Annotated in this window: 20 protein-coding genes and 1 tRNA gene; 16 read left to right on the plus strand and 5 right to left on the minus strand. The window is 61.8% G+C overall.

Annotated features, from left to right (window positions below):
* The first annotated feature begins 6 nt into the window (after positions 1–6).
* The 5 genes from mce (at position 7) to CHEJ32_RS0108415 (ending at position 4,545) form a co-directional block, all read left to right on the plus strand.
* On the plus strand, positions 7–411 hold the full coding sequence (gene mce, locus CHEJ32_RS0108395; protein WP_028033475.1) for a methylmalonyl-CoA epimerase: 405 nt from the start codon (positions 7–9) through the stop codon (positions 409–411).
* Between the two features lie 189 nt (positions 412–600).
* Positions 601–870 carry a DUF1467 family protein gene (locus tag CHEJ32_RS0108400; RefSeq protein WP_028033476.1) on the plus strand — a complete coding sequence of 90 codons (270 nt, stop codon included), beginning with the start codon at positions 601–603 and terminating at the stop codon, positions 868–870.
* Positions 871–1,246: 376 nt separating this feature from the next.
* The gene (gene proS / locus CHEJ32_RS0108405; protein WP_028033477.1) at positions 1,247–2,575 is read left to right on the plus strand and encodes a proline--tRNA ligase; all 1,329 of its coding nucleotides are present in this window, start codon (positions 1,247–1,249) and stop codon (positions 2,573–2,575) included.
* Positions 2,572–3,855: a lipoprotein-releasing ABC transporter permease subunit gene (locus CHEJ32_RS0108410; protein WP_028033478.1), complete on the plus strand. Its 1,284-nt coding sequence runs from the start codon at positions 2,572–2,574 to the stop codon at positions 3,853–3,855. The genes proS and CHEJ32_RS0108410 overlap by 4 nt, the downstream gene beginning before the upstream one ends.
* The gene (locus tag CHEJ32_RS0108415) at positions 3,856–4,545 is read left to right on the plus strand and encodes an ABC transporter ATP-binding protein (protein WP_028033479.1); all 690 of its coding nucleotides are present in this window, start codon (positions 3,856–3,858) and stop codon (positions 4,543–4,545) included.
* 142 nt (positions 4,546–4,687) lie between these two features.
* Here the strand turns inward: CHEJ32_RS0108415 and CHEJ32_RS0108420 are convergent, their stop codons facing one another.
* Both CHEJ32_RS0108420 and lipB read right to left on the minus strand, forming a co-directional pair.
* The gene (locus CHEJ32_RS0108420; RefSeq protein ID WP_028033480.1) at positions 4,688–5,041 is read right to left on the minus strand and encodes a VOC family protein; all 354 of its coding nucleotides are present in this window, start codon (positions 5,039–5,041) and stop codon (positions 4,688–4,690) included.
* A 406-nt stretch (positions 5,042–5,447) separates the two neighbouring features.
* Positions 5,448–6,230, minus strand: coding sequence for a lipoyl(octanoyl) transferase LipB (lipB, locus tag CHEJ32_RS24230; RefSeq protein WP_084032727.1), 783 nt, complete (start codon positions 6,228–6,230; stop codon positions 5,448–5,450).
* A gap of 173 nt (positions 6,231–6,403) precedes the next feature.
* On the opposite strand from lipB, the gene CHEJ32_RS0108435 reads away from it, so the two are divergent.
* Both CHEJ32_RS0108435 and CHEJ32_RS0108455 read left to right on the plus strand, forming a co-directional pair.
* Positions 6,404–6,488 (plus strand) — tRNA-Leu (locus CHEJ32_RS0108435).
* A gap of 1,016 nt (positions 6,489–7,504) precedes the next feature.
* Entirely contained in the window at positions 7,505–7,780 is a 276-nt protein-coding gene (locus CHEJ32_RS0108455; protein ID WP_028033481.1) for a DUF2277 domain-containing protein, read from the plus strand.
* Between the two features lie 369 nt (positions 7,781–8,149).
* Here the strand turns inward: CHEJ32_RS0108455 and CHEJ32_RS0108460 are convergent, their stop codons facing one another.
* Positions 8,150–8,629 (minus strand): VOC family protein, encoded by a 480-nt coding sequence (locus CHEJ32_RS0108460; RefSeq protein WP_028033482.1) that lies wholly within the window; start codon positions 8,627–8,629, stop codon positions 8,150–8,152.
* A 99-nt stretch (positions 8,630–8,728) separates the two neighbouring features.
* Entirely contained in the window at positions 8,729–9,208 is a 480-nt protein-coding gene (locus tag CHEJ32_RS24235) for a DoxX family protein (protein WP_084032728.1), read from the minus strand.
* Positions 9,209–9,412: 204 nt separating this feature from the next.
* Between CHEJ32_RS24235 and CHEJ32_RS0108470 the strand changes: the two genes are divergently transcribed.
* The 3 genes from CHEJ32_RS0108470 to CHEJ32_RS0108480 all read left to right on the plus strand — a co-directional run bounded on the left by CHEJ32_RS0108470 (position 9,413) and on the right by CHEJ32_RS0108480 (position 11,390).
* Complete coding sequence (locus CHEJ32_RS0108470; RefSeq protein ID WP_028033483.1) at positions 9,413–10,270, plus strand: alpha/beta fold hydrolase; 858 nt, start codon at positions 9,413–9,415, stop codon at positions 10,268–10,270.
* Positions 10,271–10,400: 130 nt separating this feature from the next.
* The gene (locus CHEJ32_RS0108475; RefSeq protein ID WP_034658089.1) at positions 10,401–11,036 is read left to right on the plus strand and encodes an SGNH/GDSL hydrolase family protein; all 636 of its coding nucleotides are present in this window, start codon (positions 10,401–10,403) and stop codon (positions 11,034–11,036) included.
* 45 nt (positions 11,037–11,081) lie between these two features.
* Complete coding sequence (locus tag CHEJ32_RS0108480; RefSeq protein ID WP_028033485.1) at positions 11,082–11,390, plus strand: hypothetical protein; 309 nt, start codon at positions 11,082–11,084, stop codon at positions 11,388–11,390.
* Between the two features lie 54 nt (positions 11,391–11,444).
* On the opposite strand, the gene CHEJ32_RS0108485 is transcribed toward CHEJ32_RS0108480, so the two are convergent.
* The gene (locus CHEJ32_RS0108485; RefSeq protein WP_028033486.1) at positions 11,445–12,539 is read right to left on the minus strand and encodes a mandelate racemase/muconate lactonizing enzyme family protein; all 1,095 of its coding nucleotides are present in this window, start codon (positions 12,537–12,539) and stop codon (positions 11,445–11,447) included.
* Positions 12,540–12,792: 253 nt separating this feature from the next.
* Here CHEJ32_RS0108485 and CHEJ32_RS0108490 point away from each other — a divergent pair, with 253 nt between their 5' ends.
* From CHEJ32_RS0108490 to CHEJ32_RS0108515, 6 genes are all read left to right on the plus strand, one after another.
* Positions 12,793–13,554: an FCD domain-containing protein gene (locus CHEJ32_RS0108490; RefSeq protein WP_028033487.1), complete on the plus strand. Its 762-nt coding sequence runs from the start codon at positions 12,793–12,795 to the stop codon at positions 13,552–13,554.
* Positions 13,547–15,208 (plus strand): GMC family oxidoreductase, encoded by a 1,662-nt coding sequence (locus CHEJ32_RS0108495; protein ID WP_028033488.1) that lies wholly within the window; start codon positions 13,547–13,549, stop codon positions 15,206–15,208. Before CHEJ32_RS0108490 ends, CHEJ32_RS0108495 begins: the two co-directional genes overlap by 8 nt.
* A 128-nt stretch (positions 15,209–15,336) precedes the next feature.
* The gene (locus CHEJ32_RS0108500) at positions 15,337–16,317 is read left to right on the plus strand and encodes an ABC transporter substrate-binding protein (RefSeq protein WP_028033489.1); all 981 of its coding nucleotides are present in this window, start codon (positions 15,337–15,339) and stop codon (positions 16,315–16,317) included.
* Between the two features lie 71 nt (positions 16,318–16,388).
* Entirely contained in the window at positions 16,389–17,930 is a 1,542-nt protein-coding gene (locus CHEJ32_RS0108505) for a sugar ABC transporter ATP-binding protein (RefSeq protein ID WP_028033490.1), read from the plus strand.
* A complete protein-coding gene (locus CHEJ32_RS0108510; protein WP_028033491.1) occupies positions 17,927–18,925 on the plus strand; it encodes an ABC transporter permease in 999 nt (332 codons plus the stop codon). Before CHEJ32_RS0108505 ends, CHEJ32_RS0108510 begins: the two co-directional genes overlap by 4 nt.
* Complete coding sequence (locus CHEJ32_RS0108515; RefSeq protein WP_028033492.1) at positions 18,922–19,890, plus strand: ABC transporter permease; 969 nt, start codon at positions 18,922–18,924, stop codon at positions 19,888–19,890. Before CHEJ32_RS0108510 ends, CHEJ32_RS0108515 begins: the two co-directional genes overlap by 4 nt.
* Positions 19,891–19,924 lie beyond the last annotated feature (34 nt).

The raw sequence follows: 19,924 nt of genomic DNA on the forward strand, positions 1-19,924 counted from the left end.
GAAGCAATGCTGGGCAGGCTCAATCACGTGGCGATCGCGGTGCCGGATCTGGCAGCGGCTGCGGCGCGATATCGCGACCTGCTCGGCGCCGACGTCTCACCTCCTTTGGCTCTGCCGGATCATGGCGTGACGGTGGTCTTTATCGACCTCGGCAACAGCAAAGTGGAACTGCTCGAACCGCTTGGCGGGAATTCGCCCATTGCAGCGTTTCTAGAAAGAAACCCGACGGGCGGCATGCACCACATCTGCTATGAGGTTGACGATATCCGCGCCGCACGTGACCGCCTCTTGGCAAGCGGCGCCCGCGTACTGGGGGATGGGGAACCCAAAACCGGCGCTCATGGCAACCCGGTGCTCTTCCTTCATCCCAAGGATTTCTCCGGAACGCTGGTCGAGCTTGAGCAGGTGTGACGGCACGCCGCGCTGCCAGCGATTTCAATGGGCAGACCTAGAGAGTATTTAGGACGGATTGGAAGACAGCTTGTTGGGACGGCTGCGTCACATCCAGGCTGGGATTGATCATCTGGCGGCCTTATCGATGCGTATGGAAGCAGCAGCGGCCATTGGAACCTTACCGCCGGTCGCCTACGGAGAGTTCAAATGAGCTGGATATCGCTCGTTGCGGTTTTTTTCATCATCTGGTGGCTGATGCTGTTCGTGTCGCTGCCGATCGGGCTGCGCACCCAAGATGATGAGCAGGACGTCGTGCTCGGAACGACCTCGAGCGCGCCGCGCGGGCCGCATATGATGCGCGCGCTGATCCGCACGACGGTGCTGACTTTGATCATCTTTGCAGCCTTCTACGTCGTGACGCGCGTCTTCGGCTACACGATCGACGACATTCCCCGGGTCGTCCCTGAATTCCGCTAGGAAGTTTCTGCAAAAAAAAAGCAAGGCAAAAGCCTTGCAACTAGAACGCGTCCGATCCGCTTCCGTTTCTTTAAACGGCGGCTGCGAGAAACCGCGCCAGGACCGTATCCTCCCAAGACTTTTGACCGCGTAGTAAGGGCGGATTCATTGTCCCACCCTCTTGTTTTGTGGTGGGTACATTAGACCAAGTTTTGACTCAATGTCACGCGAAATTTTGCATTCATATGACAGGGGTTGCGGGAATGGTTGACAGTGCTTGCGGAGCCGGCTCCACAACTTGCCGGGCGGGTTTTCAACTTGCCCCGAAACCGATAAGAAACCTCACCACTTTGGCCGGTGGAAATGATTCCGCCTCACTCTCGCCTTGGATAGACTCATGCGTGTATCGCGTTATTTCCTGCCCATCCTGAAAGAGAACCCCCGCGAGGCGGAGATTGTATCCCACAGGCTGATGCTGCGCGCCGGAATGATCCGTCAGCAGGGCGCCGGCAGCTTCTCGTGGCTGCCGCTGGGTAAGCGGGTTCTCGACAAGGTGTGCCAGATCATTCGCGAGGAGCAGAATCGCGCGGGTGCTCAGGAGATTCTGATGCCCACCATCCAGTCTGCCGATCTGTGGATCGAGAGCGGGCGCTATAACGATTACGGCAAAGAGATGCTGCGCATCCGCGATCGGCAGGATCGCGCCATGCTGTATGGACCGACCAATGAGGAGATGGTGACGGATATTTTCCGCGCCTATGTGAAATCCTATAAGGATCTGCCGCTCAATCTCTACCACATCCAGTGGAAGTTCCGGGACGAGGTGCGCCCACGTTTCGGCGTCATGCGCTCCCGCGAATTCCTCATGAAGGACGCCTACAGTTTCGATCTCGATTACGAGGGCGCGAAGGCAGCCTATAACAGGATGTTCGTGGCTTATCTGCGCACCTTCGCGCGCATGGGGTTGAAGGCGATCCCGATGCGTGCCGACACCGGCCCGATCGGCGGCGACCTCAGCCATGAATTCATCATCCTCGCCTCGACCGGCGAGAGCGCTGTGTTTTGCGACAGTGGCTTCCTTGAGCTGCCCGTCCCCTCGGCCGAGATAGACTTCGCCAATGATGCGGAAATCGCCCGGACGGTGACGGAGTGGACGACGCTCTATGCGGCGACCGACGAAATGCATGACGAAGACGCCTGGTCGAGCGTCCCCCAGGGCAATCAACTTGCCGCCCGTGGCATCGAAGTCGGTCACATCTTCCACTTCGGCACGAAATACTCCAAGCCGATGAATGCGAAGGTGAGCGGGCCCGACGGGCAGGAGCATTTCGTCTCCATGGGTTCCTACGGCATAGGCCCCTCGCGGCTCACCGCAGCGATCATCGAAGCGAGCCACGATGAAAACGGTATCATCTGGCCGGAAAGCGTCGCTCCCTTCGAACTGGCGCTCATCAACATGAAGGCGGGCGATTCCGAATGCGACCGGGTTTGCGAGGAGCTTTACGCAGGCCTGACCGCAGCCGGCCGCGAGGTGCTCTATGACGACACGGATCAGCGGGCCGGCGCCAAATTCGCAACGGCAGACCTGATCGGGCTCCCCTGGCAGGTGATTGTCGGCCCCCGCGGGGTGGCCGTCGGCGAGGTCGAAGTGAAGAACCGCGCCACTGGCGAGCGCCAGACCCTGCCGATCTCGGCTGTGGCGGAGCGGTTCGGCGCAAAGCGATGAGCAAGGCCGAGGCGGCAAACGGGGCGATCAGACCCTTCTCCTATTTCGAGCGGCTTGTCGCCTGGCGCTATCTGCGCTCGCGCCGCAAGGAAACCGTCGTTTCCGTTATCGCGTTGATCTCCTTCCTCGGCATTATGTTGGGAGTGGCCACTCTCATCGTCGTCATGGCTGTGATGAACGGCTTTCGAGGCGAGCTCCTGACGCGCATTCTTGGCGTCAATGGCCACATCGTGGTGCAGCCGATCGATTCCCCCTTGAGCGATTACGAAGCCGTTGCGGGCCGCATCTCCCAAATACCGGGAGTGAGATACGCGATGCCGCTCGTGGAGGGGCAGGTGCTCGCCTCCGGGCGCAGCGGAGCAGGCACGGGCGCGCTGGTGCGCGGGATGCGTGCCGAGGATTTGACGAAGGTCGACTTGGTCGCAAAAAACATCCGCGCTGGCTCCCTGGTCGATTTTGCGGCGGGGCAGGGTGTGGCGGTCGGCTCCCGCATGGCGGCGAATCTTGGTCTTGCGGTAGGTGACTCCATCACGCTTGTCGCTCCGGAAGGCGATGTCACGCCCTTTGGCACCACGCCGCGCGTGAAGGCCTATCCGGTGACTGCCGTCTTCGAGATCGGCATGTCGGAATACGACGCCTCGATCGTCTTCATGCCGCTGGAGGAGGCACAGCTCTTCTTCAATGTCGAGGGCCTTGCGCAGTTCATAGAAGTGTTTGTCGATCAGCCCGACAGCGTCGAGGCTTTGCGTCCGCTTGTGGAGGAGGCGGCGCAGCGTCCGGTGTCGATCACCGACTGGCGCCAGCGCAACCAGGTGCTTTTCTCCGCGCTCGAGGTGGAGCGAAACGTCATGTTCATGATCCTGACCATGATCGTGCTCGTGGCCGCGCTGAACATCATTTCGGGCATGATCATGCTCGTGAAGGACAAGGGGCATGACATCGCCATCCTGCGCACAATGGGCGCGACAAGCGGCTCGATAATGCGAATCTTTCTCATGGCAGGCGCTTCGATCGGCGTTGCCGGGACGTTTGCCGGCCTTGTTCTCGGGACGCTGATCTGCCTCAACGTGGAAAGCATTCGCGAGTTCTTCACCTGGCTCTCCGGGACCATGATTTTCGATCCGGAAGTGTATTTCCTCAGCCAACTGCCTGCGGATATGGAAAGCGACGAGACGATTTCCGTGGTCCTCATGGCGCTTATCCTTTCCTTCCTGGCAACGCTTTTCCCGGCCTGGCGCGCCTCGCGCCTCGATCCGGTTGACGCCTTGAGATACGAGTAGATGCCGACAAGCGTATTGGAATTGAAGTCGGTCGACCGGCATTACGTTCAGGGACCGAACACGCTTACAATCCTCAAAAATGCTGATTTTTCGCTTCTGCCGGGCGAGATGGTCGCCCTTGTCGCCCCGTCGGGCACGGGCAAGTCGACGCTGCTCCATATTGCGGGATTGCTCGAACATCCCGATGACGGTGACGTTGTCGTCAACGGGCAGTCCTGCGCCGGCCTTTCCGATGACAGAAGGACGGAAATCCGCCGGAAGGAAATCGGCTTCGTCTATCAGTTTCACCACCTTCTGCCGGAATTCACCGCGCTCGAGAATGTGATGATGCCGCAACTCATCGCCGGCTTGAGCCCGGCGGAGGCAAGGGAGCGCGCCGGCCAGCTTCTCGCCTATATGAAACTGGGCCCCCGCGTCGAACACAGACCGTCCGAGCTTTCAGGCGGCGAGCAGCAGCGCGTCGCGATCGCGCGCGCTGTGGCAAACGCGCCGCTGGTCCTGCTTGCCGACGAACCCACCGGCAATCTGGATCCCGAAACGGCCGGCTATGTGTTCGAGGCTCTTGAGGCCATCGTGCGCCATTCCGGCCTGGCGGCGCTGATCGCGACGCACAATGAAGAGCTTGCAGCGCGAATGGACCGCCGCGTCACCCTCTCGGAAGGGCGCGTCGTGGAACTGCCGAAAAAGTAACTGGCAGCTTGCCTTTCCACCCATGTGCCCACGGATAGATAGGGCTAACCGGAGCAGGCTTGCGAAGTTGCCCTGGTGCAGCTGGACTGCCACCTTTTCGAAGGGCTATCTGAGTGGCTGACGCTCGCTCGACCGCTGACACTCACGCGGTATGGGCCAGGATATTGACCAGCTTCCTGAAAGGGTCCCGAACAAAGAAACGTCGCACGCCCCAGGGTTCGATCGCGGGCCCGTATTCGATCGGAATGCCAGCGTTTTTCACCCGGTCAAGAATAGTTTCGAGGTCGTCCACCTCGATCGATAGATCTGGCACTGGCGTGCCGGATCCGCCCTCCGAGGCGAAGCTGATCTGGACGGTCATCTGCTGCTCCGATCCATAGGTGGAAATCCACCCATGATCCATCAGCGGTTCGAGCCCGAGCACCTTGCCGTAGAACGCATCGGCCGCCTCGATATCCGAGGTCGCTATATTCGCGACGATTCTCCTGACCTTCAACTCATCCCTCCGCAGGCGTTTGCCGGATCTGGTCCCCGATCAAGCGCTGGGCTGCTCCAACCCAAGCCCGTCGTCCTCGACAGCCCCGTGCCATCGCGTCCATAGCCTCCCCGCAGAGCCTATGGCTCGACTGTTCTGTTGACTCGAACAAAAATAGAACATATAGAGATCATATCAAGTTTTATCCCACGGTTGTCCACAGGAGAGACACATGACGGAATTCGCGCAGGATCTTGCTTCCCTCATCGCATTGGGCTCCTTTGTTCTCGCTGTTTCGACTTGGATCGTAATGATTTGACTGGCCGCGGCCGAAAGCGTGCGCCAGCGAAAAACGATGTACCACATTGCCCGGTGTTGCCCGAACGCCCTCTCTCTGAGAGCAGCCGGCGCTCCTCAGGAGGAGCCACTATTGATCACGGCACATTCCGGATGCTGGCGGGTGTGAATCCAGCGTCCTAGCTTCGGGTGAGCGCGGCGGATCCTGGGATTCACACGGGCCAAAGACCTCTTCGAACGCCTGCTTCAACGCCACGTCAAAGTCAGCCATGGTGACGGGCAGGCCTAGATCAACAAGGCTGGTCACGCCGAAGTCAGGGATACCGCAGGGCACGATGCCTGAAAAATGGCTGAGCTCCGGTTCCACATTGACCGCGATGCCGTGAAAGCTGACCCAACGGCGCAAGCGGATTCCGATGGCGGCGATCTTGTCTTCCATGGACGTGCCGTCGGGGAGGGGGGGCTTGTCGGGCCGTACCACCCATACGCCGACGCGGCCCTGCCTGCGCTCCCCTTTCACGTTGAAATGGGCGAGGCTGGTGATGATCCACTCCTCGAGTGCGGCGACGAAGGCGCGCACATCCTCGCGGCGGCGCTTGAGGTCGAGCATCACATAGGCCACCCGCTGGCCGGGCCCGTGATAGGTGTATTCTCCGCCCCGTCCGGTCTGGTAGACCGGCAGTTCGCCGGGATCGAGCAGGTCCTGCGAATCAGCGCTCGTTCCGGCTGTGTAGAGGGGAGGATGCTCTACGAGCCAGACCATCTCGTTGGCGCAGCCGGCCCGAATCGCTTCGGCGCGGCTTTCCATGAAGGCAAGTGCGGTCTCATAGGGCGTGAGGCCGGCCTCGACGCGCCATTCGACGGGTGGCGAGGGAAGGCGCGGAAGAAACTGATTCTGGTTGCTACGGTCCATATTTCCTCTTGCTCCGCGCCTTGCTGATGGCCCGAAAACGATGATGGGTCCAGCGCCGCGGAAGGAGAATTGGGCATTATTCTACTTTTTGCATATTTGCGTTCAGCAGGCTTGTTTCGCCAGAGGTGATTTGCTACATGCGCCCTGCCGGTGCTTACCGGCCTTCTGTCCGTGCGGTCGTGGCGGAATTGGTAGACGCGCAGCGTTGAGGTCGCTGTGGGGCAACCCGTGGAAGTTCGAGTCTTCTCGACCGCACCAGACTTTCTCAGCTAGATCCTGTAGCCTCTTGATCGATGACCTCCGGGCCTCCGGCGATCTCGCTTTTGATCTGCGATAGACGATGCGGCGATGCGAGGAAGCCGCGGCCGAACAGCATCGGTCCGGTTCACTATCAAGCTGATCGGGGTTGATGAGCAAACCATCGCGCTTTCGCTCGTCATCTATGGCAGCTGTCGCCCGGCGGCTCTTCATCGATGTCTTGCGGGCTGCTGCACCCAAAACCCTCGACAGTCTGCGTTATGGAAGCGCAAGTGGCGATTCGCCATCGGCTCAGGCCGGCGATTAGCTGCCCGGCTCTCGGCCGGTACGAGCCCCGTCGGGACGGAACTGCTCATCTCCCTTATGCGCCAGTCCGGATTCGCATTCCACGCGTGATTCCCACAAAGACGGGTTGGGACATCTGGGGACCTCGTTTTGATAACAAACCACGACACCCTCTGGGACATCATGGGTCCGTGGGTCCAAGCCATTCCACCATTTGGAGTAGGCTCACTACGCGCGGCCGGTTCGAATACTCACGATTCGGGGGCTCGAGCCTCGCCGGTGCCAGCGATGCCATCCGGGTGCCCTATGCCTCGATTGTCGATATTTCCCCCGTCGGGATGGACGCCTTGATCGGTGTGGAGGCTGGAAAGTCGCATTCGACCACAGCATGCCTCTGGCACAAAGAGGTGACAGCCAGGACCATGCGTTCGGTATCAAACTGGGTGCGCAGGTTCTGACGATCGCAAATGCTCCGAATGACTGATTCCAGATGTGATCAGCGCCGATATGACAGTTGAGACGAGGGCGTCAGCGAAAGGCGGCTTGTCGCACTCTGCCGAACCGACGGGCAGAGACGGCCGAGAGTGGAACAGTCATAGCGGATTTGCCTCGTGGCGCGCGGAATCCGAGACATCATGCGAACATCCCGTAAGCACCTGCACTCCCTCTGGCGTCGTGTTGCATCCATCTGGAGCTAGTGCAACACTACACCACCAGCGAAGGAGGACACCATGTGCCGAAACATAAAGCCGCTGTTCAACTTCGAGCCGCCAGCCACCAAGGACGAAGTCCACGACGCGGCGCTTCAGTTCGTGCGCAAGATCTCTGGAACCACGCGGCCCTCGCACGCCAATGAAACTGCATTTCATACTGCCGTGGAGGAGATCGAGCGATCTGTGCACAAGCTCTTGCAGGCTCTGGAAACCAAGGCGCCGCCCAAAGACCGCGAAGTCGTCGCTTCCAAGGCACGCGAGCGGGCCAGGCAGCGTTATATGCGCGCCAGCTGAGCTATCCTCATTCGGCGCGTAGTTCCCGAAACACCGACTTCTCGCAGCCTAAGGTGACGGTCACTTGCACCTCTGGGATGAGGTTCCGGATCATCGAACATGGCCCTAGACGAACGTCCTCGCCGGGAACGAGTTTCAAAAAGCCCACCGAGTGCATGGCCCGGTGGTCAGGTTCGAAAGAACGATCTGTTCTTGCTGCGTCGTTCGCCCACGGCCGAGTAACCGAAGGCAGGGAGCCCGGTTGCAACCGCGTCAGGTTCCAGAAATGCAGTAGACCTATTCAAGCGTCGTGGCGAAGCCCGGTGCAACTGACGGGTATTGGAATGTTCAGTTCCATTTTTCGAGTTACCAGGGCCCGCCTGCCTAGGGCTAGCCCGCTGCTGCGGCTTCCAGCGCTGCAATATCGATCTTCTTCATCGTCATCATCGCTTCCATTGCGCGCTTGGCCTTGGCCCGGTCGGGGCTGGTCGTCAATTCCATCAGCCGCCTCGGCGTGATCTGCCAGGAGAAGCCCCACCGATCCTTGCACCAGCCGCAGGCGCTTTCGCTGCCGCCGCCTCCGACGATCGCGTTCCAGTAGCGGTCGGTCTCTTCCTGGTCTTCGGTCAGCACCATGAAGCTGACGGACTCGTTCGCTTTGAAGTTCGGGCCGCCGTTCAGGCCCAGGAAGGATTGGCCGAGCAGGGTGAACTCCACGGTGAGTTCGTTGCCCTCCTTGCCGCCGGGATAGTCGGATGCGGACGCATTCACGCGATCCACATGGCTGTTCGGAAAGGTGGCGGCGTAGAACGCGGCCGCCTTGCTTGCTTCGCCGTGGTCGAACCACAGGCAGGTCACGAATTTGCTCATCTCTGATCTCCGTCGTGGATTACGTGTCAGCACCGTATCTGCAAGGGAGGGTTGGTACGACAGAACCAAATCTTCTAGCCTTCGCCTTGCGGGGCTTCACTAGGACGAACGACCGGCTGCCCTTCCGACAGGGCTGCTCGATTTTTCCAGCAATGCAGGCGTTGTGGCCGGCACGTCGTTCGTGTCGCAGCGTTTGGCGGCGAGCGGGAACAGAGCCCGAAGGCGCTGGTCGCGAAGCCATAGCCCGCCCCACATGAACAGTCCGAGATAGATGCTGAACAGGATATGGCTGAAGAGGGGATTCTCCACTCTAATTTGCGTCGCCATCGCGCCTCCCAGCAACCCCATCATCAGAACCGCACCGAGCAGGCTGGTGCGGGGAAAGAGGTAGAGCACAAGGCATGTCAGCTCGATCAGACCGATTGAGAAGGCATATCCTGCAGGCCAGCCGAGTTGCGCCATGGTCTCTTCGGCGACGGACATTCCCAGCAGTTTCGGCGCGATCGATGCGCCAAGCATGAACAGGGCGAAAACGCCAGTCAGGACGCGGCCGGTCCAGACCATTGCGGATGTGTTCATATCTTCCCTCCTTAGGTATTATGCGCCTGTTGCGCCTGCTTTAAGACGGACAACCCGCGGCGAGTCCGACAGCGATCGGGGCAACCGAGAAGAATTTTGTCCGGCATGTGCTTCAGGGGGGCAATCCCGGCTTGCGTCGTGATGAAAATGGTCACGAAGTGGCCGTGGGGCCGGATCTCATTGGCGACGGCCACGTTAGTGGCGATGATCTCGTTCGCGCCTGAACATCGGTTCGTCAATGCCGGGAACATTCGGCTCCATGTCGTCGAAGCAGGTCCTGCCGGGGGTAAGCCGGTCATCCTCCTGCACGGCTTCCCCGACTTCTGGATCGGATGGAGACGGCAGATCGATGCGCTAGCCTCCGCCGGATTCCGGGTCATCGTTCCCGACCAGAGAGGCTACAATGTCAGCGACAAGCCAAAGGGCGTCCGCGAATATGCGCTGGCCAAGCTCCTTGGCGATGTCGTGGCCCTGGCCGACGCGCTCGGCATTGAACGCTTCCACCTCGTCGGCCATGACTGGGGTGGCGTCGTCGCTTGGACGGCAGGGGCGAAGCTGCCTTCGCGCTTGGACAAGCTTGTCATCCTGAATGCGCCCCATCCCGAGGCGCTGTTTGCCCACCTCCTGCGCTCGCCGACGCAGCTGCTGCGGAGCAGTTATGCCGCGTTTTTCCAGGTTCCTGTTCTGCCCGAAGCCGTCCTGGGTGCGCGCCACTCGGCGTTGCTCGCCCGAGCGCTCAGGACATCCAGCCGCTCGGGCGCCTTCCTGGAGGAGGAAATCGCGGAATACCGTCAGGCCTGGCAGCAGCCGGGAGCGCTTACAGGTATGCTCAACTGGTATCGAGCCCTTCGCTTCCGCCCGAGCGTGAAGGAGCCGATCACGACGCCGACCCTGGTCTTGTGGGGTATGCAGGATCACGCTTTGGAAGGAGGACTGGCCGAGCGCAGCCTGTCCTTTTGCAATATTGGCCGCCTGCAGCCTTTCGAGAGGGCGATGCATTGGGTGCAACGGGAAGAGGCCAGCGCGGTGAATGCGGCCCTTCTAACCTTCCTGGACGGTTAAGGTGCAATCCCGGTCTCAGGGCGGTCCGAGCCGTCGCAATCTCTTGGTTGCGCTTGCAGCTGCCGCTGCGACCCACCATCTTGCCTCTGGCGCTGATACATCGGAGGCAGAGGCATCAACGGAGCACGCCATGCCGCATATCATTCTTCTTGGGGATTCGATCTTCGACAACGCTGCTTATGTCGCAGGCGGATCCGACGTCGTGCGGCAGTTGCGGGAGCGGCTGCCTAAGGGTTGGCGTGCTACGCTCAATGCTGTCGACGGCGCTGCCACGGACGGCATCGAGCGGCAGCTTGAACGGCTCCCGCAGGATGCGAGCCATCTCGTTGTCAGCATCGGTGGCAACGATGCTCTTCGTCACGCCGGGCTTTTGGACCAGGAGGCTCGTTCGGTGGCCGAGGCTCTGGACAGGATCAGCGGTGCCCGGGAGCAGTTCGAGCAGGATTACAGAACGATGCTGGATGGGGTCCAGCGCCGAGACCTGCCCACGGCTTTATGCACGATCTACGACGCGCGTTTTCCCGACCCGCAGCGTCGCAGGCTTGCGGCGACTGCACTGACGACCTTCAACGACGTCATCACCCGAGCGGCGTTCTCGCGTGGCTTGCCGGTCATCGACCTGCGCCTGGTCTGCGATGACGATGCCGACTTTGCCAATCCAATCGAACCCTCGGTGCGGGGCGGCGCGAAGATTGCGTCAGCCATCGCGGCTCTCATCGCGGAACACGATTTTTCCGGGAGGCGGACGGAGGTCTTCGCCCGCTGATCAGCGTCTTCACTCTACGAGCTTCCCAATAGGGCCCGTTGGAACATGCATCTCGTTCAACTCCTCCTTCCCCTCTACGACAATGACGGGATCGCTCTCCCGCAGGAAAATTTCAGGCGTGTCCGGCGAGACCTCACCGAGACCTTTGGCGGGCTGACAGCGTTCACACGGGCTCCCGCCGAGGGTCTGTGGAAGCAGGTAGGCGAGCCTGCCAACCGGGACGAAATCGTCATCTTCGAGGTCATGGTGCCCGAGATCGATGAAGGTTGGTGGCGCGATTATCGCCGGGAACTGGAACGCCGATTTCGGCAAGAAAGCATCGTCATCCGCGCACATACCGTCCAGCTTCTATAGGCAGCCTTCCGGTGCGACGGCCCCGAGCTATGATTAGGAGTGCGTCAAGTGCGATTACTCCGTGGCATAAGGCGAGAGCAGTTCCCAATTGAAGGTGACCCCGATGCCGGGCTCTTCCGGTGCGACCGCTTGCCCTTGGTCGAGAAGCAGTGGGCGGGTAGTATACTGATCGATGTCGAAGCTGTGCGCCTCGACCCAGCCGCTGCTTGGGTATCCGGCAACCAGACTGACATGCAATTCCTGCATGCCGTGACTGCAGACGGGAATACCGGCAGGCCCGAACAGGGCAGCTACCCTCAGCCAGCCGGTGATGCCGCCGCAATTGCTGGCATCGGGCTGAATGAACGAAAGCTTCGACTGAGCCAAGGCATATCCAAATTCGTGAACGGTATGGAGGTTTTCGCCCATAGCCAAGGGCATGCCGGTTGCGTCTGCGATCGTGGCATAACCGAGATAGTCATCCGGTTCGATCGGCTCCTCGAACCAGTAGATGTCATAGGGTGCGAAGGCTTTCGCCGCCGCGATCGCCTGCGGCACGTCCAGCGCGTAGTTGGCATCCACCATGAAGGTGACATCGGGCCCGATCATTTCGCGCACCGCCCTCACGCGCGCGACGTCCTGCTCGAGCGTCGGCTGGCCAACCTTGATCTTGACCGCGGTGTAGCCTGCGTCGAGATATCCGGCGACGCTCGAAAGGAGCTGATCGAGGGGGAAATTGAGATCGATGCCGCCGCGATAGGCTTTGGCCGTGCGGCCGGCGCCACCTGCCATCTGCCACAGCGCCTGGCCTTCGCGTTTTCCGCGGAGATCCCAAAGCGCGATGTCGACCGCTGACACGGCGAAGGCCGTGATCCCCCCACGCCCCACATAATGCAGGTGCCACCACATCCAATCATGAATGGCATCGATATCGGCACCATCCCTGCCGATCAGGAAGGGAACGAGATCGTGCTCGATCACCGCTCTGATGGCTCGGCCGCCCTTACCGCCGGTATAGGTGTAGCCTGTCCCCTCGCTGCCGTCGGCAAGCCGAATTGTGACGGTGAGGAGCTCGAAATGCGTATGGGTGCCGTGCTTGGCGTCGCTCATGGCCTCGCGCAGTGGCACACGGAACAGCTGACATCGAATGTCGGCAATCTTGCTGCTCATGCTCGCCTCCCATTGCCGGCCAGGATCACCAAGCCCTCTTCGACGGTCGCTCCGGGCGGTTCCGGGAGCTTTTGTTCAAGCACGATAGATCTCTGTTTGGTCTGACGAATTGGGGCAAAGAAGGCGCCATAGCCACGCGATAGTCAACGCAAAACTCATCTTTTCGCATTTTTGTACGACAAAAATAGAATGCGGCTTGCGCTTTTATTCGATCTGTCGGATCAAATATGTCTGTGCAACGGCAGGAACACGCATGCTGGAGGAGCCCGAGCTGCCGAGCGAGACCGTCTCCCGCGCCACGGCGCGCGCGGCGGATGCCGTGGTCGTGCATATCGAATCCCGCATCTCCGTCGGAGAATGGCCGGACGGCGCCTTTCTTCCTGCCGAGCGAGAGTTGATGGCGGAATATGGGATCAGCCGAACGGTCGTGCGCGAGGCCATCGCGCGCCTTGCGAGCCGTGGATTGGTCGAAGCGCGCCACCGGTTCCGGCCCGTCGTCCGACGCCCGGGCTATGATGCGGCCTTGTCGGCCGTCGGCGGCATCGTTTCGCATCTCCTGAGCAGCAGCGGCGGCGTCAAGAACCTATACGACGTGCGGGTGTTCCTGGAGGCGGCGCTGGTGAGGCACGCTGCGCTTCACGCCCGCAGGGAGGATATTGCCGCACTCCGCTCCGCCCTGGCGGCGAACGAACAGGCCATACCGGACTCGCAACGCTTTTACGCCACGGACGTGGCCTTCCATGGCGTGCTTTACCAGGTTCCGCGCAACCCGGTATTCCCCGCGCTGCACAAGGCGTTCACGTCCTGGCTGGCGCCGCACTGGGAGCGGATGCTCCGCTCCCCGGAGCGCAACCGCATCAATTATCTCAGTCATCGAGAGATCTGCGAGGCCATCGTCGAACGGGACCCTGATGCGGGCGAGAGGGCACTTCAAAACCACTTAGGCGCCGCATGGGAATATGTCCGCGGCACCTTTGCCGATCCGGCTGCAGACGCGGGGCCGGCCGATGCGTGAGGGATACGATCACATCGTCATCGGAGGCGGCGCGGCCGGATGCGTCGCAGCCGCTAGGCTGGTCGAGGCGGGCCGGCGCGTTCTCCTGCTCGAGGCCGGCCCGTCCCATCATCATCCGCTGCTCGATATGCCGCCGGGCATCTTCAAGATGATCAATGGCAGCAAGTTCATGCGGTACCACCGCACGACGCCGCAGGAACATCTGGACGGCCGGGTGCACGAGATCAGCCAGGGGAATGTGCTGGGCGGCGGGACCTCGGTCAACGCCCAGGTCTATATGCGCGGGCGGCCGTCGGACTACGACGAGTGGGACGAACTCCTGCGCGGCAACAATGCCGGCGTGCGGTGGGACTGGCGGCATGTGCTGCCGCACTTCCGCAACATGGAAGGGAACAACCGGCTTTACGACGAGCGGCACAACAGCGATGGGCCTCTGCTCGTCTCAGATCCCGGCCATATCGATGACGTCTCGCGCTGGTTCGTCCAGACCATGCAGGGGCTCGGCGTTCCCTTTACGTACGACTTCAACGGAGAAAGCCAACGAGGTGTCGGCTTCTACCAGTTCATGAACCGACGCGGCAAACGCAGCAGCGCTGCTTATGCGTTCATAGAGCCGCTGCGCAAGGATCCGCGCCTGAAGGTGAAGCTGAATACCGCCGCCCGCCGAATTGTCGTCGAGGGCAAGCGCGCAGTCGGAGTGACCTATAGCGACGGTCAGGTCGAGAGGACCGCCTTCGCCGATGCCGATATAGTCATCTCCTCGGGCGCGCTGGTCACTCCGAAGCTGTTGATGCTGTCCGGCATCGGCCCTGCAGACGAGCTCAGGACACACGGCATCGATGTGGTGGCCGATCTGCCGGGCGTCGGACAGAACCTGATCGACCATCCCGAGGTCCCGATCCTTGCGACATGCAACGGCCCCTACGGCTATTTCACACACACCAGCGGATGGCGCATGCTCATGCACGGCATCCAGTTCAAGGTGTTCGGAACCGGCGTCATCACCTCCGCCGGCGTCGAGGCGGGTGCTTTCGTCAATCCCCTGGATCCCGATGCGGAGCCGACGATTCAGGCCTTCTGCGTGCCTTTCGTCTATCTCGACCGCGACCTCCTGCAGCTCATCAAGCCTACATACGGCGTCACCGTGACGACGGTGGTGACCAAGCCGAAGTCTCGCGGCTTCGTCAGGCTGGCCTCGGCCAATCCGGCCGACATGCCCATCGTTTCGCCGCATCTGCTCAAGCACAGCGATGACATGGCGATGATGATCGCCGGTCAGAGATTCTTCCTGCGCGCATTCCAGAACCCGCCGCTCGGCAACCGCATCGACCGGGTACTGAGGCCGGACCCGAACGATCTGAGCGACGAGGCGCTGGCGGCCCATTGCAAGAAGACCGTGAAGACCAACTATCATCCGGCAGGGACGGCGCGCATGGGCGTCGACGGCGATCCGATGGCCGTTCTCGACGCGGCCATGCGCGTTCGAGGAATCGAGAACCTTCGCGTTGCCGATATGTCCGCCTGTCCGAACATCAATTCCGGCAATACCGCCGCGCCGGCCATGATGCTTGGGGACCGCTGTGCGAGCTTCATCCTTCAGAGCCAGTCGGCAGCTAGCTCTGGCATCGATACCGAGGTCCGCTGTGTGGCTTGATGCGACATATACGCGCGCGGCCGGCGACGAAGAGAGGAGAGGGGACCCCGGCTGCTGAGGCGTGCATAGAAAACCATCCAGGACAACAGGGAGGAATACATGTCCAGGACAATAGGGAGGAGTACAAGATGATTACCCGTCGCAAACTGCTGATTTCATCAGCCGCGGCAGCGGCTGCAGCCTCGATGGCAGGGCGCGCCTTTGCTGCGGCGCCGCCCCTGCCCAAGAAGGACACCTACAAGGTCGGCTTTGCCCAGACGGAATCGAACAATCCGTGGCGTCTGGCTCAGACAAAGTCCATGCAGGACGAAGCGGCCAAGCGCGGGTGGCAGTTGGTTTATACCGATGCCGCCGGTTCCGCAGCCAAACAGGTGGCCGATGTGAATTCCATGATCGCGCAGCAGGTCGACCTGATCTTCCTTGCCCCGCGCGAGGAAGTGCCGTTGATACCAGCGATCATGGCGGCCAAGGCCGCGAACATCCCGGTGATCCTGCTTGACCGGAACGTCGACCAGAGCCTGGCGAAACCCGGCGAGGACTATGTGTGCTTCATCGGCTCCAACTTCATCGAAGAAGGCCAGCGGATCGCCGAATATCTCGTAAACATGAACGGCGACAAGAAGACCATCATCGAGCTCGAGGGCACCGTCGGCTCCTCTCCGGCCAACGACCGCAAGAAAGGCTTCGATGAGTACCTCGCCAAGCATGAGGGTTACCAGATCGTGGCGTCGCAGTCGGGCGACTTTGCCCGCGACAAGGGACGGCAGGTCGCAGAAACCCTGCTGCAGGCGCACCCGGAAGCCAATGTCATCTACGCCCACAATGACGAGATGGCGATCGGCGCGATCGCGGCGCTCGAGGCTGCCGGCCGCAAGGCCGGCCGCGAGGATTGCCTGGTGTTCTCGATCGACGGCGGCCGAGAAGCCGTGCAGCTGGTCGTTGACGGCAAGATCGAAGCCGTGGTCGAGTGCAATCCGCGCTTCGGACCCAAGGCTTTCGACACTGCCGTAGCCTACGCCAATGGCGAACAGATCCCGCCGGTGATCATCAATCCGGACCAGATCTATACGCCCGAAAACGCGGCCAAGCTGCTGGACACCGCGTACTGACGAGACGGTGCAGGCCGCGGCTGGCGCTAGGCCGCAGCCTGCTCTACTCTTCCCGCGAGGGGAACAAGCTCATGATCGACGGCGCGCTGCTCTCCATGCGCGGCATAGACAAGCGCTTCGCCGGAATTCCGGCCCTGAGGCAGGCTTCGCTCGAGGTCAGGCCCGGCGAGGTTCACGCGCTCATCGGCCAGAATGGCGCCGGCAAGTCCACTCTCATCAAGGTGCTGACCGGCTATCACCGCCGCGACGCCGGCGAAGTGACGTACCTTGGCCGGCCGTTGGAGGCGAACTCCCCCCAGCAGGCGCAGGCGAGCGGCATCAGCACCATCTATCAGGAGATCAACCTGGTGCCGCTGCGCAGCGTCACCGAGAACATCTGCCTGGGGCGCGAAAAGCGGCGCTTCGGCCTGCTCGACTGGCGCGCCATGCATCAAGAAGCAGAGCGTCTTCTAAGCAGCTTTCGGGTGAAGCTCGACGTCCGCCGGCCACTCATGGATTTCTCCACTGCGACCCAGCAAATGGTGGCGATTGCGCGGGCGATCGGGTTCTCGGCGCGCCTCGTGATCATGGACGAGCCGACCTCTTCGCTGGACGAGCAGGAGGTTGGCGTCCTCTTCGACGTCATCCGTCAGCTCAAGACGAATGGCGTGTCGGTCATCTTCGTCTCGCACAAACTCGATGAGCTTTACGAAGTCTGCGACCGCGTCACCATCATGCGCGACGGCAGCACGGTGTGCAGCGCGAACATGACCGAAATAACGAAGCTCGAGCTCGTTTCGCAGATGCTCGGCCGCGACGTGAGCAAGGTCGCCGGTCATGCGACGGCGTTCAGCCGCTCGGCGACGGACGGTGAGGGCGATGTCGTGCTCGTCGCCGAATCCCTTGCGGCCGGCCAGGCGGTCCGTGACGTGAGCTTTCGGCTGCGCCGCGGCGAGATCGCCAGTTTCGCCGGTCTGCTCGGCGCCGGCCGTACCGAAACGGCGCGCGTCGTGTTCGGCGCCGATCGTCCTCGCGCCGGCAGCATGTCGCTTGGAGCGCGGCCGTTCGCCCCGGCGCACCCCCGCGATGCCATCGACGCAGGCCTCGGCTTCGTAACGGAAGACCGCAAGATGGAAGGCATCGTGCCCGATATGAGCGTTGCCGAAAACATGACGCTTGCGCTCTTGCCCCGGATCAGCCGCAACGGCGTCGTGGACGAGAAGCGCCAGCGCGAGGTGGTGAAGCGCTTTATAAAGGAACTTGGCATCAAGTGTTCCGGACCGGCGCAGAAAATCCGCGAACTTTCGGGGGGCAACCAGCAGAAGGTATTGCTCGCCCGCTGGCTGGCGATGAACCCTGACGTGCTCATCCTGGACGAGCCCACGCGCGGTATCGACGTGGGAGCGAAAGGCGAAATCCAGCGCCTGATCCGCTCGCTTTCAGATAGCGGTCTGACAGTACTGATGATCTCCTCCGAACTCGAGGAGGTGGTCGAAGGTGCAGACCGGGTGTTCGTGCTCCGCGAGGGCCGGACGGTGGCTGAACTCTCCGGCGAGGAGATCACCGAGGAGCGCATCCTCGCCGCCATGGCGCAGGGCCATGTCGCGCATCACGATCAGGAGGCCGCGCAATGATTGACGCTGCTTCGAGCCGCAGCGACAGCCGCCCTGCCGCGAGCTTCGACCTCTTCGGCTTCCTGGCACGTTACGGAACGCTGATCGCACTTCTGCTGCTGATCGTCTTCAACCTGTTCTTCACCCGCAACTTCGCGACGCTGCAAACGCTGAACGTCAACTTGACCCAGGTCTGCACCATCGTCATCGTCGCCACCGGTATGACGCTGGTGATCGCGACCGGCGGCATAGACCTGTCGGTCGGCTCGATCATGGCGATCGCCGGCGCATTGGCGCCGCTGATCTTCCTGAGCCCGGTCTTCGGCGGCAATGTCGCCCTGGCCGTCGCAGTCGGCATGGCGGCCGCCATCCTCGCCGCGACGCTGTGCGGTCTGTTCAATGGCTGGTTGGTCGCGCAATTCCGTATCCAGCCGATCGTCGCGACGCTCATACTGTTCATTGCCGGCCGCGGCATCGCCCAGGCGATGACCAATTCCAACCTGCAGGTCTTCCGCGTGCCGGAATTCCAGTGGATCGGCCTCGGCCGGCCACTCGGCATCCCGGTTCAGGTGATCATCATGGTTGCGCTGGTGATCATCGCGGCATGGATGCTGCGCCGCACCCGCTTCGGCCGATCCATCCTCGCCACCGGCGGCAATGAACGGGCGGCAGAGCTCGCCGGGATCGCCGTGAAACGCACCAAGCTCGCCGTCTACGCCATCTCGGGGTTCTGCGCAGGAATAGCAGGCCTCGTCGTGATCGCCATCAACTCGGCCAGCGACGCCAACCTGGTCGGGCTCGGCATGGAGCTCGACGCCATCGCGGCAGTGGCCGTGGGCGGCACGCTGCTCGTCGGCGGCCGAGCGACGATCCTCGGCACCTTGCTCGGGGCGCTCACCATACAACTGGTCCGTTATACCCTGCTTGCGAACGGCGTGCCGGATGCGGCGGCACTGATCGTCAAGGCGGCAATCATCGCGTTCGCAGTCTGGCTGCAGCAGCAGAGGCGCGCATGAACCGCGCTCAGTATGCCCGGCTGGTAGGCACGTACGGCGTTCTCATCGCGCTCGCTGCGCTTATCCTCTTCGGCTGGTGGCGATACGACAATTTTCTTAGCGCCTTCAATGTCACGACCGTGGTGCGTTACAACGCCATGTTCGCGCTGATTGCGCTCGGCATGTGCTTCGTCATCATGACCGGCGGTATCGATCTCAGCGTCGGGTCCACGGCGGCGCTCGGCAGCGTGGCCGCGGCGATGGCCAGCCATTATGGCATGGCAGCAGGTATCGGCGGCGGGGTAGGGGCGGGGCTGCTTGTGGGCTTCGTCAACGGGCTCCTGGTCACACGCGCCAACATCATGCCGTTCATCGCGACGCTTTCCACCTTGTTGGCAGCGAGCGGCGCTGCCCTGCTTCTTTCCAAACAGACGTCGGTCCCGATCTCACCCACCAGCGGTTTCATGCTGGTCGGCCACGGCATGTTGTGGATCATCCCGGTGCCGGCCGCCATCGCTATTATCGCCTACCTGCTCGGCGCGATCCTGCTCAACTACACCAGCACGGGACGCACCGTGCTCGCCATCGGCGGCGGGGAAGATGCCTCGCGGCTGATGGGATTGCCGGTGGCGCGGGTGACCTTCCTCGTCTATCTGGCAAGCGGCGGTTTGGCGGGAATGGCGGGCGTTCTGCTGGCCGCGCTGGGCTTCGCGGGCCAGCCGACCGAAGGCGTGGGCTGGGAGCTCTTCGCCATCGCCGCCGTCGTCGTCGGCGGCACGCTGCTCACCGGGGGCAGCGGCTCGGTGCTGACCACGCTCGCCGGCGTGCTCCTGCTTGGCATCCTCTTCAACGTGCTGAATTTCGAGAACGGAAAAGGCTGGATCTCCCTGTCCGCCGCCTGGCAATCCGTCGTTCGTGGCCTGTTTCTGCTGGCGGTTGTCCTCCTGCAGGCTAGGCTCACCCGCCAACACACAAGGAGCGCATGAACCAGGCCTGCCGCGGCAGGCATCCCGGCCCCTA

It is taken from the genome of Chelativorans sp. J32 (assembly GCF_000518985.1).
Taxonomy (GTDB): domain Bacteria; phylum Pseudomonadota; class Alphaproteobacteria; order Rhizobiales; family Rhizobiaceae; genus Chelativorans.